The sequence below is a fragment of the Mycolicibacterium parafortuitum genome, from assembly GCF_002086815.1.
GTDB lineage: Bacteria > Actinomycetota > Actinomycetes > Mycobacteriales > Mycobacteriaceae > Mycobacterium > Mycobacterium parafortuitum.
The window spans coordinates 42,838-55,222 of record NZ_MVID01000005.1 but is presented as its reverse complement, the minus strand read 5'-3'; the positions used below and the strand labels follow the sequence as shown (position 1 = coordinate 55,222).

Annotated in this window: 10 protein-coding genes; 8 read left to right on the top strand and 2 right to left on the bottom strand. The window is 69.6% G+C overall.

The features are described from left to right. Positions 1-3: 3 nt before the first annotated feature. Positions 4-447 carry a pyridoxamine 5'-phosphate oxidase family protein gene (locus tag BST38_RS08345; RefSeq protein ID WP_083142819.1) on the bottom strand — a complete coding sequence of 148 codons (444 nt, stop codon included), beginning with the start codon at positions 445-447 and terminating at the stop codon, positions 4-6. Positions 448-518: 71 nt separating this feature from the next. Then, the gene (locus BST38_RS08340) at positions 519-980 is read right to left on the bottom strand and encodes a carboxymuconolactone decarboxylase family protein (RefSeq protein ID WP_083142818.1); all 462 of its coding nucleotides are present in this window, start codon (positions 978-980) and stop codon (positions 519-521) included. A 49-nt stretch (positions 981-1,029) separates the two neighbouring features. On the opposite strand from BST38_RS08340, the gene pdxR reads away from it, so the two are divergent. From pdxR to BST38_RS08300, 8 genes are read left to right on the top strand one after another with little or no spacing between them, the layout of a single operon-like run. Next, positions 1,030-2,451: a MocR-like pyridoxine biosynthesis transcription factor PdxR gene (pdxR, locus tag BST38_RS08335; RefSeq protein ID WP_181791965.1), complete on the top strand. Its 1,422-nt coding sequence runs from the start codon at positions 1,030-1,032 to the stop codon at positions 2,449-2,451. A gap of 9 nt (positions 2,452-2,460) precedes the next feature. Beyond that, positions 2,461-2,937, top strand: a complete 477-nt coding sequence (locus tag BST38_RS08330) for a nitroreductase family deazaflavin-dependent oxidoreductase (RefSeq protein ID WP_083142817.1) — start codon at positions 2,461-2,463, stop codon at positions 2,935-2,937. A 46-nt stretch (positions 2,938-2,983) separates the two neighbouring features. Next, the gene (locus BST38_RS08325) at positions 2,984-4,585 is read left to right on the top strand and encodes an HNH endonuclease signature motif containing protein (RefSeq protein WP_083142816.1); all 1,602 of its coding nucleotides are present in this window, start codon (positions 2,984-2,986) and stop codon (positions 4,583-4,585) included. A gap of 32 nt (positions 4,586-4,617) precedes the next feature. Beyond that, on the top strand, positions 4,618-5,013 hold the full coding sequence (locus tag BST38_RS08320) for a GtrA family protein (protein WP_083142815.1): 396 nt from the start codon (positions 4,618-4,620) through the stop codon (positions 5,011-5,013). A 31-nt stretch (positions 5,014-5,044) separates the two neighbouring features. After that, positions 5,045-6,436, top strand: coding sequence for a decaprenylphosphoryl-beta-D-ribose oxidase (gene dprE1 / locus BST38_RS08315; RefSeq protein WP_083142986.1), 1,392 nt, complete (start codon positions 5,045-5,047; stop codon positions 6,434-6,436). Continuing rightward, positions 6,437-7,219 (top strand): decaprenylphospho-beta-D-erythro-pentofuranosid-2-ulose 2-reductase, encoded by a 783-nt coding sequence (gene dprE2 / locus BST38_RS08310; RefSeq protein ID WP_083142814.1) that lies wholly within the window; start codon positions 6,437-6,439, stop codon positions 7,217-7,219. Further along, entirely contained in the window at positions 7,219-9,084 is a 1,866-nt protein-coding gene (locus BST38_RS08305; RefSeq protein ID WP_083142813.1) for a galactan 5-O-arabinofuranosyltransferase, read from the top strand. The genes dprE2 and BST38_RS08305 overlap by 1 nt, the downstream gene beginning before the upstream one ends. A gap of 4 nt (positions 9,085-9,088) precedes the next feature. After that, positions 9,089-12,319: an arabinosyltransferase domain-containing protein gene (locus BST38_RS08300; RefSeq protein ID WP_083142812.1), complete on the top strand. Its 3,231-nt coding sequence runs from the start codon at positions 9,089-9,091 to the stop codon at positions 12,317-12,319. Positions 12,320-12,385: the final 66 nt, after the last annotated feature.

Here is a 12,385-nt window from a genome sequence, read left to right as displayed (position 1 = left end):
CGCTCAGCTCGACAGCCCGGTGGCGTCGGGTTCGGGGCCGAAGACGAAGCGACGGCCCGTCACCGTCTGCGGTGTGATGCGGACGAAGCGTTCCTTCTGGGTGGCGATCCACGGGTACAGGGACGCCCGCCGCGCCTCGGCGATCTCGGTCGAGGTGGCCAGCAGCCTGGCCTTGCCCCGCACCACCACACTCCATCCCTCGGCGAGGTTGTGGTCGTCGGCCTCGAACACGACGTACTCGTTCAGCGCGGTGGTCAGCAGTTTCGTGCCCTCGGCGGTCCGGAACAACACGGTGTTCTTCTGCACGACGAAGTTCACCGGGAAGATCTCGGTCCAGCCGTTGACCGTGGTGACGAGCCGGCCCAGCGACACGCTGCCCAGCAGATCCCAGCTCTCGCTGTCCGACAGCACGGTGACCGGGGCATCGGTAGAGGTCTTGACGTCCATGCCACTCAGCCTCGTCGCTGTCGCCGGCGCCCCCTAGGGTCCAAAGACACTTCCCGCGCTCGGGCTTCGGGTCAGCGGCGCGGTGGCGCGGTGTGCACGGCCGCGTTGATGCGGTTCCAGGCGTTGATGGTGACGGCCAGCGCGATGACCTGGCCGAGTTCGCGATCGGAGAACGCGGCCGCGGCGTCCTCGTAGACGTCGTCGGGGACGCCGTGCGGGCCGAGGACGGTGATCGCCTCGGTCAGCGCGAGCGCGGCACGTTCGGTCTCGTCGAACAGGTCACCGGCTTCCGACCAGGCGGCGACCACGTCCAGCTTCTGCTCGCTGACGCCGATCTTGCGGGCGTCGCGGGTGTGCATGTCGAGGCAGAAAGCGCACCGGTTGATCTGGGACGCGCGGATCTTGATGAGTTCGCCCAGTTTCGGGTCCACGTCCTTGGCCGCTGCCGTGGACAGCGCCATCATGGCGTCGTACAGCTCTGGCGAGGACTTGTAGATCTTGAGTCGGGACTGGGTGCTGAGTGTGGCGGTCATGTCTTCGACACTAGGAGTCATTGACCCACAATGATGGTTCAATTGCGTCGTGACTTCATGGTCCAATTCTGGTGCCCGGGATCTGCACCTGGATCTGCGCGGGGTGCTGCGGCCGGGGGCCCGGGGCACCAAGGACACGTTGATTGCGGCGTTGCGCGACGCCGTGCGGTCCGGCCGATTGGCGGCGGGCACCGTGCTGCCGCCGTCACGCACGCTGGCCGCGGACCTGGGGCTGGCCCGCAACACCGTCGCCGACGCCTATGCCGAGCTGGTGGCCGAAGGCTGGCTGGCCGCCAAGCAGGGCGCGGGAACGTGGGTCGTCGACACCGCCCACGTGTCCGCGCCGGCGAGTCCGGTTCCGCCGCGCCCGCACGGCGCCCGGGTCGCTCCGGTGCACAACCTGATGGCAGGCACCCCCGACGTCTCCGAATTCCCGCGTACCCAGTGGGCCGCGTCGACCCGTCGGGCCCTGAGCGCGGCACCGACCGAGGCGCTCCGCATGGGAGATCCGCGGGGACGGCCCGAATTGCGTTCTGCGCTGGCCGAATACCTCGCCCGCGCCCGTGGGGTGCGGGCTTCCGCGGACTCCATCGTGATCTGCGCCGGGGTGCGTCATGCCGTCGAACTACTGGCGCGCACGCTCGGTGGCCCGATCGCCGTGGAGGCCTACGGCCTGTTCATCTTCCGCGACGTGATCGCCGCGTGCGGAGTCGACACGGTGCCGATCGGCATCGACGAAAAAGGGGCCGTCGTCGCCGACCTGGAGTCCAGCACCGCGACGTCGGCGCTCCTGACACCGGCGCACCACAACCCGCTGGGCGTGCCGCTGGACCCGGCACGCCGGATGGCAGCAGTCGAATGGGCCGACCGCACCGGGGGTTTCGTGTTCGACGACGACTACGACGGCGAGTTCCGCTTCGATCGCCAACCGGTGGGCGCACTGCAGGCGCTGCGGCCGGAGCGCGTCGCGTATCTGGGTTCGACGAGCAAGAGCCTGACCCAGGTGCTGCGGCTGGGCTGGATGGTGCTACCGGACGAGCTCGTGGATCGTGTCGTGGAAACCGCTGGCGGACAACAGTTTTACGTCGACGCCATCACCCAACTGACGCTCGCCGACTTCATCACCGGCGGGCACTACGACCGCCACATCCGCCGAATGCGCAACCGCTACCGGCGGCGGCGCGACACGCTCGTCTCCGCGCTGTCCCGGTTTCAGGTCGAGGTGGGCGGGTTGGATGCCGGGCTCAACCTGTTGGTGACGCTCCCCGACGGCGCCGAACCGGAGGTGATGCACCGGTGCGGAGAGGCCGGTATCACGCTGGTCGGCCTGTCCCTCATGCGCCACCCGCACGCCGGACCCGACGTCCCGCACCGCGACGGGCTCGTCATCGGCTTCGCGGCCCCGGCCGAACATGCCTTCGCCGCAGCGGTTTCCGCGTTATGCGACGTGCTGCGCGCCAGCGGGTTGTAGCGTTTTGGCATGGCTGCGCTCGACGTGTACCGGAAGGCGATCGAGCAGTTCGGCCGCACCCGTACCGGCATGTGGTTCGCCACCCGCGTCGCACCGAAGCTCGATCCACCGCTACTGAAACTCACCGGCGGCAGGGTCAGCAGCGTCTACCCACTTCCCGTCATGCTCTTGACGACGACGGGGGCGAAATCGGGGTTGCGCCGCCAGCTACCTCTGGTTTACGCCGTCGACGGCGATTCCCTGATCCTGATCGCATCGAACTACGGTCGCCCCGGACATCCGGCCTGGTACCGCAACCTGACAGCGAACCCTCGCGTCGAGGTGCTCGCCGGCAAGCACAGCGGCACGTATACCGCCAGTGAGATCACCGACCCCGCTGAGCGCTCGGCGGCATGGGACAAAGCCCTCGACATGTACGCGGGCTACAGCGACTACGAAGTGCGCGCCGGCAATCGGACGATCCCGTTGATCCGCCTGGTCCGCTGACTTTCGGTGCCGTGGCCTGTCGGCAGGAGCAGGTAGACTCGAACACATGTTCGATGGATCGGCTCCAGAGCTCCGCGACCTCGCCGGGCGCTCGGATGCCGAGCTCATCGACGCCGTGACCGCCTGGGCGCGCACCGCCGCAGCGGCCGAGGCCCGCAAGACGGCCGCGATCGCCGAACTGCACCGCCGCCTGTGCGACGAGGCGGGCGCGGATCATCCGTTCTGGGTGTGCGACGACTGCGATGCGCTGGCCGCGCAGCTGGCGTGCGCGTTGAACCTGGGGCACGGGCGGGCGATCGAGCAGATCGAGCTTGCGGTCGGGGTGCATGATCGCTTCCCGAAACTCGGCGCCCGCTTCCTGGCAGGAGACATCCCGGTATGGACCGTGACGGTCATCCTGGAGCGGACGGAACTGGTCACCGACCCCACGGCGTTGGCCGAACTGGACACCGCGCTGGCCGAGCGGGCGGCGAAGTGGGGCCCGCTGTCGAAGTACAAGCTGAAGCAGGCCGTGGACACCTGGGTCGACCGCTATGACCCCGATGCGGTCAAGCGCACCCAGCACAGCAGCCGAGGGCGTTACTTCACCGTCGGCTCCCACACCGACGCCGCGGGCACCACCAGCGTGCACGGCCGGATGTCGGTCTCCGATGCCGCACTGCTTGAGCATCGCGTCGCCACGTTCGCCCGCGGAGTCTGCCCCGACGATCCGCGGACCCTCGATCAGCGCCGAAGCGACGCGGCCGGGGCGATCAGCGCGGGTGCGACGTTCCTGGCCTGCCGATGTGACAACCCCGAGTGCGCCGCCAAAGGCGACGATGGCCGCGCCTCCAGCTTCGTCATCCACGTCGTCGCCGATCGGGAGTCGATCGACGCCGACCAGGACCCGCTGCTGCACGGCGCGGAACCCCGCGAGGACGCCGCGACACCCGGGCCAGAGACGCCCGAGACGCCCGGGCCCCCACCGCGCCCCAAGCCCGCCCTGATCTATACCGCCCGCGGGGCGATGCTGCCCGCGCCGATGCTGGCCGAACTCATCGCGCACGGCGCCGCGGTCCGATTCGTCGGCGACCCCACCGGCACCGAGGATCACTACCGGCCGTCGGCGAAACTGCAGGAGTTCATCCGCGCACGCGACCTGACGTGCCGCTTCCCCGGGTGCGACCGGCCCGCCGACACCGCCGACATCGACCACACCGTGCCGTGGCCCGCGGGCGTCACCCACCCCGCCAACACCAAGTGCTACTGCCGTCTTCACCATCTCCTCAAGACTTTCTGGGCCGGCTGGAGCGACACCCAGTACCCGGACGGCCGTGTCACGATCACCACACCGACCGGGCACACGTACACCACACACCCCTTGAGTGGCTTGCTGTTTGCCGACTGGGACACCACCACCCCACCGCCGCCGCCCGCCGGAGAGACGCCGCCGCCGCGCGCCGGACGGCACCTGTCGATGCCCACCCGGCGGCGCACACGCAGCCAGAACCGGGCCGCCCGGATCACCGCCGAACGCCGGCGCAACGCCGCCGAGCGCGCCGCCCTGGCACGCCAACCTGCCGCCCGGGGACGCACACCGCTACCCGGTGTCGCCATTCCCGGATACCGACATCACCCGGACTACGGCGATGACCCGCCGCCGTTCTGAACCCGTAAGCTGCGCGGGTGGCCGAGCCTCCGATGTCACCCCAGCTGAGCCTGAAGACACAGATCTGGCGGTTCCTCGTGACCGGCGGGCTGGCGGCGGTCGTGGACTTCGGGTTGTACGTGCTGATGCTGGCCGCCGGGTTGCACGTCAACATCGCCAAGACGCTCAGCTTCATCGCGGGAACCACCACCGCGTACCTGATCAACCGGCGTTGGACGTTCCAGGCGCCCCCGAGCAAGGCCCGCTTCATCGCGGTCTGCGTGCTCTACGCGCTGACCTACGCCGTGCAGGTCGGCATCAACTACTTCTTCTACATGGAGTTCGACGAAAAGCCCTGGCGGGTGCCGGTCGCGTTCGTGATCGCGCAGGGCACCGCGACCGTGATCAACTTCATCGTCCAGCGAGCGGTGATATTCCGGCTCCGCTGACCACCTGCCGCAGGCGGTACCCTCTGTGACGATGTTGAGCACCGAGTTTCCGACCACCGCCCAGCGGCTGACCGGGTGGGGCCGTACCGCCCCGTCCGTCGCGCAGGTGCTGTCGACGCCGGATCCCGAGGTGATCGCCAAGGCCGTCGCGCAGGTCGCCGAGGGCCCGAAGGGATCCCGCCGCGGGGTGATCGCGCGCGGCCTCGGCCGTTCCTACGGCGACAACGCCCAGAACGGCGGCGGGCTCGTCATCGACATGAACGCGCTCGACCGCATCCACTCGATGGACTCCGACAGTTGCCTCGTCGACGTGGATGCCGGCGTCAACCTCGACCAACTGATGCGCGCCGCGCTCCCGCTGGGACTGTGGGTCCCTGTGCTGCCCGGTACCCGCCAGGTCACCGTCGGCGGCGCCATCGCCTGCGACATCCACGGTAAGAACCACCACAGCGCGGGGAGCTTCGGCAACCACGTCCGCTCGATGGACCTGCTCACCGCCGACGGCCGGATCCGCACCGTGACGCCCGACGGCGACGACAGCGCACTGTTCTGGGCCACCGTCGGCGGCAACGGACTCACCGGCATCATCCTGCGCGCCACCATCGAGATGACCCCCACCGAGACCGCGTATTTCATCGCCGACGGCGACGTCACCAGAACCCTCGACGAGACCATCGCGTTCCACAGCGACGGCACCGAGGACAACTACACCTACTCCAGCGCGTGGTTCGACGCGATCAGCGCACCCCCGAAGCTCGGCCGCGCCGCAATCTCGCGCGGATCGCTGGCCACCCTCGACCAGCTCCCGAAGAAGCTGCAGAAGAATCCGCTGAAATTCGATGCGCCACAACTGCTGACGTTCCCCGACGTGTTCCCCAACGGCCTGGCCAACAAGTACACGTTCGGCCCGATCGGCGAGCTCTGGTACCTCAAATCGGGCACCTACCGCGGCAAGGTGCAGAACCTGACGCAGTTCTACCACCCGCTCGACATGTTCGGTGAGTGGAACCGCGCCTACGGCTCTGCCGGATTCAGCCAGTACCAGTTCGTGGTGCCCACCGACGCGGTCGACGAGTTCAAGGCGATCATCGTCGACATCCAACGCTCGGGGTTCTACTCGTTCCTCAACGTGTTCAAGCTGTTCGGCCCCGGAAATCAAGCGCCGCTGAGCTTTCCGATGAAGGGCTGGAACGTGTGCGTCGACTTCCCGATCACCGCCGGCCTGAACGAATTCCTCAACGGTCTCGACAAACGGGTGCTCGAGTTCGGCGGACGCCTCTACACCGCCAAGGATTCGCGCACCACCGCAGAAACCTTCCACGCCATGTATCCCCGGATCGACGAATGGATCGCGTTGCGCCGCAGCGTCGATCCCGACGGGGTGTTCGCCTCCGACATGGCCCGACGACTGGAGCTCCTCTAGATGGTCTTTGACGCCACCGGCAACCCCCAGGCGATCCTGCTTCTCGGCGGCACCTCGGAGATCGCCCTCGCGATCGCCGAGCGCTACCTGCGCAACGCGAAGGCCCGGGTGATCCTCGCCGATCTGCCGAACCACCCCCGCAAGGACGCCGCGCTCGCGCAGATCGCCGCTGCCGGCGCCAAGTCCGTCGAGTGGCTGGACTTCGACGCCCTCGACACCGAGAACCACCCGAAGGTGATCGACGCCGCGTTCGCCGACGGTGACGTCGACGTCGCCGTCGTCGCGTTCGGTCTGCTCGGCGACGCCGAGGAGCTCTGGCAGAACCAGCGCAAGGCCGTGCAGATCGCCGGAATCAACTACACCGCAGCGGTTTCGGTCGGCGTGCTGCTCGGAGAGAAGATGCGCGCCCAGGGTTCGGGCCGCATCATCGCGATGAGCTCGGCCGCCGGTGAGCGGGTGCGCCGCTCCAACTTCGTCTACGGCTCCACCAAGGCGGGGCTGGACGGCTTCTACCTCGGCCTCGGAGAGGCGTTGCGCGAGTACGGCGTTCGCGTGCTGGTGATCCGTCCCGGCCAGGTCCGCACCACCACGACGATCGAGCACTGGAAGTCCACCGGGGCCAAGGAGGCGCCGTTCACCGTCGACAAGGAGGACGTCGCCGAACTGGCCGTCACCGCGTCGAACAAGGGCAAGGACCTGATCTGGGCGCCGGGAGCGTTCCGGTTCGTGATGATGGTGCTGCGCCACATCCCGCGGCCGATCTTCCGCAAGCTGCCTATCTGATGCGCGCAGCGCTGGCCACGCTCGGTCAGATGCTCGTCGCGACGGTCGTGGCCGCGCTCGTCGCGACCGTCAGCCTCGTCGCGATCTCACGCGTCGAGTGGCCGGCCTACAACTCGTCGAATCAGTTGCACGCGCTGACCACCGTCGGCCAGGTCGGCTGTCTGATCGGCCTGCTCGCCGCCGGAATCCTGTGGCGACGGGGCCGCCAGCTGGTGGCGCGGATCGCGGCGGTGCTGTTCCTGGCCGCGTTCTCGGTCGTCACGCTCGCGATGCCGCTCGGCGCGACCCGGCTCTACCTGTTCGGCATCTCCGTCGACCAGCAGTTCCGCACCGAATACCTGACCCGGCTCGCCGATGCGCCCGGCCTGCACGACATGACCTACATCGGGCTGCCGCCGTTCTACCCGGCCGGCTGGTTCTGGATCGGCGGCCGGCTCGCCGCGCTGACCGGGACGCCGGCCTGGGAGATGTTCAAACCCTGGTCGATCGTCTCGATCACGATCGCGATCGTGCTCGCGTTCGTGCTGTGGGCGCGGATGATCCGCTTCGAGTACGCGCTGGTGGTCGCCACCGCCACCGCGGCCGCCGCGCTGGCCTATTCCCCCGCCGAGCCGTACGCCGCGATCATCGCGGTGCTGCTGCCGCCGGTGTTCGTGCTGGCGTGGTCCGGCCTGCAAGGGGGCGACCGACCCCACGGCGGCTGGGCGGCCGTGCTGGGCACCGGCATCTTCCTCGGCGTCGCGGGCCTGTTCTACACGCTGCTGTTCGGCTACGCGGCGTTCACCATCGCGATCATGGCGGTGCTGCTGGCCGTCGCCCGCAGGCGCTGGGATCCGCTGCTGCGCGTCGCCGTGATCGCGGTCGTCTCGGGCCTGATCATGCTGCTCACCTGGGGTCCGTACCTGCTCGCGGCCGCTCGGGGCACCCCCGCCGAGTCCGGCACCGCCCAGCACTACCTGCCCAAGGACGGCGCCGAGCTGTCGTTCCCGATGCTGCAGTTCACCCTGCTCGGCGCGCTGTGCATGCTCGGCACGATCTGGCTGGTGATCCGGGCCCGCTCCTCGACCCGGGCCGGCGCGCTGACGGTCGCCGTCCTCGCGGTGTACGCGTGGTCGCTGCTGTCGATGCTGACGACGCTGCTGGGCACCACGCTGCTGTCGTTCCGGCTGCAGCCGACGCTGACGATCCTGCTGGCCGCCGCGGGCGCGTTCGGCTTCATCGAGGTGACCCGCATGGTCGCGGCCCGGGTGAAGGCCGAGAACGCGCCGCGGGTGGTCGCCGCCGCGACCGCGATCGGCACACTCGGCGCACTGACCTTCGCCCAGGACATCCCCGACGTGCTGCGCCCCGACATCGTGGTCGCCTACACCGACACCGACGGCTACGGCGAACGCGCCGACCGCCGCCCGCCCGGCGCCGAGCAGTACTACCGCGAGGTCGACGCCCGCATCCAGGAGGTCACCGGCCGGCCCCGCAACGAGACGGTGGTGCTGACCGCTGACTACAGCTTCCTGTCGTACTACCCGTACTACGGTTTCCAGGGCCTGACCTCGCATTACGCGAACCCGCTCGCGGAGTTCGAGCAGCGCGCCCGCGCGATCGAGAGCTGGGCGATGCTGACCGACGCCGACCGGTTCATCGCCGAACTCGACGCGATGCCGTGGGAGCCGCCGGCGGTGTTCCTGATGCGCCGCGGCGCCAACGACACCTACACGCTGCGCCTGGCCGAGGACGTCTATCCGAACCAGCCGAACGTCCGGCGCTACCACGTCTCCCTCGACGACGCGCTGTTCGACGACCCGCGGTTCGACGTGTCCACCATCGGGCCGTTCGTACTGGCCATCCGCAAGCCAATTACCATCTAGCCCCGTGGTCAAGCCCGTTGCAGGTAGCAACCACCGCACCGCGCGCCTCATCGCGATCATCGCGGGGCTGCTCGGCACGGTGCTCGCTGTGGCAACCCCGTTGCTGCCGGTCGACCAGACCACCGCAGAACTGAACTGGCCGCAGGACGGCGTGCTGAACAGCGTCGACGCGCCGCTGATCGGCTATGTCGCGACCGATCTCGAGATCACCATCCCGTGCAGCGCCGCCGCCGGCCTGGACCGGCCCGGCCGGACCGTGCTGCTGTCCACCGTCCCGAAGCAGGCGCCCAAGGCCGTCGACCGCGGGCTGCTGATCGAGCGCGTCAACAACGACCTGCTGGTGATCGTCCGCAACACCCCGGTCGTCAGCGCCCCGCTGGACCAGGTGCTCGGCCCGGACTGCCGGGAACTGCGGTTCACCGCGCACGCCGACAAGGTGACCGGCGAGTTCGTCGGCCTGACCGACGAATCCGACCGCGCCGGCCAGCCCGACACCGACGGACCCGAACCGCTGCGCGGTGAGCGGGGCGGCTACGACTTCCGGCCCCAGATCGTCGGCGTCTTCACCGACCTGTCCGGCCCCGCCCCGCCCGGCCTGGAGTTCTCGGCCACCATCGACACCCGCTACAGCACCTCCCCGACGTGGATCAAGCTGCTCGCGATGATCCTCGGCGTCGCGATGACGGTGATCGCGCTGGGCGCGCTGCACGTGCTGGACCGCGCCGACGGGCGCCGCCACAAGCGCTTCCTGCCGCCGCGCTGGTGGTCGATGTCGCCGCTGGACGGGCTGGTCACCGCGGTGCTGGTGTGGTGGCACTTCGTCGGGGCCAATACCGCCGACGACGGCTACATCCTGACCATGGCGCGGGTGTCGGAGAACGCCGGCTACATGGCGAACTACTACCGCTGGTTCGGCACCCCCGAGGCCCCGTTCGGCTGGTACTACGACCTGCTCGCGCTGTGGTCGCACGTCAGCACCGCCAGCGTGTGGATGCGGCTGCCGACACTGCTGATGGCCCTGGCCTGCTGGTGGGTGATCAGCCGCGAGGTGATCCCGCGCCTGGGCACCTCGGTCAAACACAGCCGCGCCGCGGCGTGGACGGCCGCCGGTCTGTTCCTCGCGTTCTGGCTGCCGCTGAACAACGGGTTGCGCCCCGAACCGATCATCGCCCTGGGCATCCTGCTGACCTGGTGCTCGGTGGAGCGCGGCGTGGCGACCAGCCGGCTGCTGCCGGTCGCCGTCGCGATCATCATCGGCGCGCTGACCCTGTTCTCCGGGCCGACCGGCATCGCCGCCGTCGGCGCCCTACTGGTCGCCATCGGACCGCTGAAAACCATTGTGGCCGCCCATGTCTCACGCTTCGGCTACTGGGCGCTGCTGGCGCCGATCGCCGCCGCGGGCACCGTCACGATCTTCCTGATCTTCCGCGACCAGACCCTGGCCGCCGAGATGCAGGCCAGCAGCTTCAAGTCCGCCGTCGGCCCGAGCCTGGCCTGGTTCGACGAGCACATCCGCTACTCGCGGCTGTTCACCACCAGCCCCGACGGCTCGGTGGCGCGCCGGTTCGCGGTGCTCGCGGTGCTGCTGTCGCTGACCGTCGCGCTCGCGATGACGCTGCGCAAGGGCCGCATCCCCGGCACGGCCGCGGGACCGAGCCAGCGCATCATCGGCATCACGATCATCTCGTTCCTGGCGATGATGTTCACCCCGACCAAGTGGACCCACCACTTCGGGGTGTTCGCCGGGCTGGCCGGATCGCTCGGCGCACTCGCCGCGGTCGCGGTGTCGGCGGCCGCGATGCGCTCACCGCGCAACCGCGCGGTGTTCGCCGCCGCGGTGCTGTTCATCACCGCGCTGTCGTTCGCGACGGTCAACGGCTGGTGGTACGTGTCCAACTTCGGGGTGCCGTGGTCGAACGCGTTCCCGGAATGGAAGTTCGGCTTCACCACCATGCTGCTCGGCGCCTCGCTGCTGGCGCTGCTGATCGCCGCCTGGCTGCACTTCACCGGCCGCGACAAGCCGCCCCCGCCGGGCACTCCACCGATCTGGAAACGCGTCACCCGGGCACCGCTGGCGGTCGCCACCTGGGCGCTGGTGACCTTCGAGGTGGTGTCGCTGACCACGGCGATGCTGGGCCAGTACCCGGCCTGGACGGTCGGGCGCTCCAACCTGGGCGCCCTGACCGGCAAGACGTGCGGGCTCGCCGAGGACGTCCTCGTCGAGCAGGACGTCAACGCGGGTGTCCTGGCACCGGCCGACGGCGTCCCCGTCGGTGAGGCGCTCGGCGGCACGACCGCGGAAGGCTTCAGTCCCAACGGCATCCCGTCGGATCTGTCCGCCGACCCGGTGATGGACCAGCCCGGCTCGGACAACTTCGCCGACTCCGACAGCGACGCCGCCAGCGGCAGCGAACCCGGCACCGAGGGCGGCACAACCGCCCGGGCGGGCATCAACGGCTCCAGGGCCCGGTTGCCGTTCGGGCTGGACCCGGCCCGCGTCCCGGTGATGGGCAGTTGGAGCAGCAACATTCAGCAACCGGCGTTCCTGCGGTCGGCGTGGTACCAGCTGCCGGCGGGCTGGAACGAGGAAGACCCGTCCGACGCGCTGCTCGTGGTCGCCGCCGCCGGGCGCTTCGACACCGGAGAGGTCCTCGTACAGTGGGCCGGCGCCGACGGCGAACCGGCGGGCGACATCAGCCTCGGCGACGTCGGGGCGTCCCCGGCGTGGCGCAACCTGCGGGTCCCGCTGTCGTCGATCCCGGCCGAGGCCACCCGCGTCAGGCTGGTCGCCAGCGACGACGACCTCAACCCCGAGCACTGGATCGCGATCACCCCGCCGCGGATCCCCGAGCTGCGCACCCTGCAGGACGTGGTCGGATCCTCCGACCCGGTGCTGCTGGACTGGCTGGTCGGGCTCGCGTTCCCGTGCCAGCGGCCGTTCGGCCACCGCAACGGAGTCGTCGAGGTGCCGAAGTGGCGGATCCTGCCCGACAGGTTCGGCGCCGAGGCCAACTCACCGGTGATGGACTACCTCGGCGGTGGCCCGCTCGGCATCACCGAGCTGCTGCTGCGGCCGGTCAGCGTGCCGACCTACCTGAAGGACGACTGGTTCCGCGACTGGGGCGCGCTGCAGCGGCTGGTGCCGTTCTACCCCGACGCCGAACCCGCGCGGCTGGACCTCGGCACGGTCCAGCGCGGCGGCCTGTGGAGCCCGGCGCCGCTTCGCCTGAGCTAGCCGGTTGGGCTGAACCCCGGCACGCCGGACCCGGCCGCTTAAGAACGTCGCCTACGATCGACCCTC

What these genes read in the sequence shown, in the direction of transcription:
- dprE2 (WP_083142814.1), top strand. Translation starts at nt 6,437, where the DNA reads ATGGTCTTTGACGCCACCGGCAACCCCCAGGCGATCCTGCTTCTCGGC.
- BST38_RS08305 (WP_083142813.1), top strand. Translation starts at nt 7,219, where the DNA reads ATGCGCGCAGCGCTGGCCACGCTCGGTCAGATGCTCGTCGCGACGGTC.
- BST38_RS08325 (WP_083142816.1), top strand. Translation starts at nt 2,984, where the DNA reads ATGTTCGATGGATCGGCTCCAGAGCTCCGCGACCTCGCCGGGCGCTCG.
- BST38_RS08320 (WP_083142815.1), top strand. Translation starts at nt 4,618, where the DNA reads ATGTCACCCCAGCTGAGCCTGAAGACACAGATCTGGCGGTTCCTCGTG.
- BST38_RS08340 (WP_083142818.1), bottom strand. Translation starts at nt 980, where the DNA reads ATGACCGCCACACTCAGCACCCAGTCCCGACTCAAGATCTACAAGTCC.
- BST38_RS08345 (WP_083142819.1), bottom strand. Translation starts at nt 447, where the DNA reads ATGGACGTCAAGACCTCTACCGATGCCCCGGTCACCGTGCTGTCGGAC.
- dprE1 (WP_083142986.1), top strand. Translation starts at nt 5,045, where the DNA reads ATGTTGAGCACCGAGTTTCCGACCACCGCCCAGCGGCTGACCGGGTGG.
- BST38_RS08330 (WP_083142817.1), top strand. Translation starts at nt 2,461, where the DNA reads ATGGCTGCGCTCGACGTGTACCGGAAGGCGATCGAGCAGTTCGGCCGC.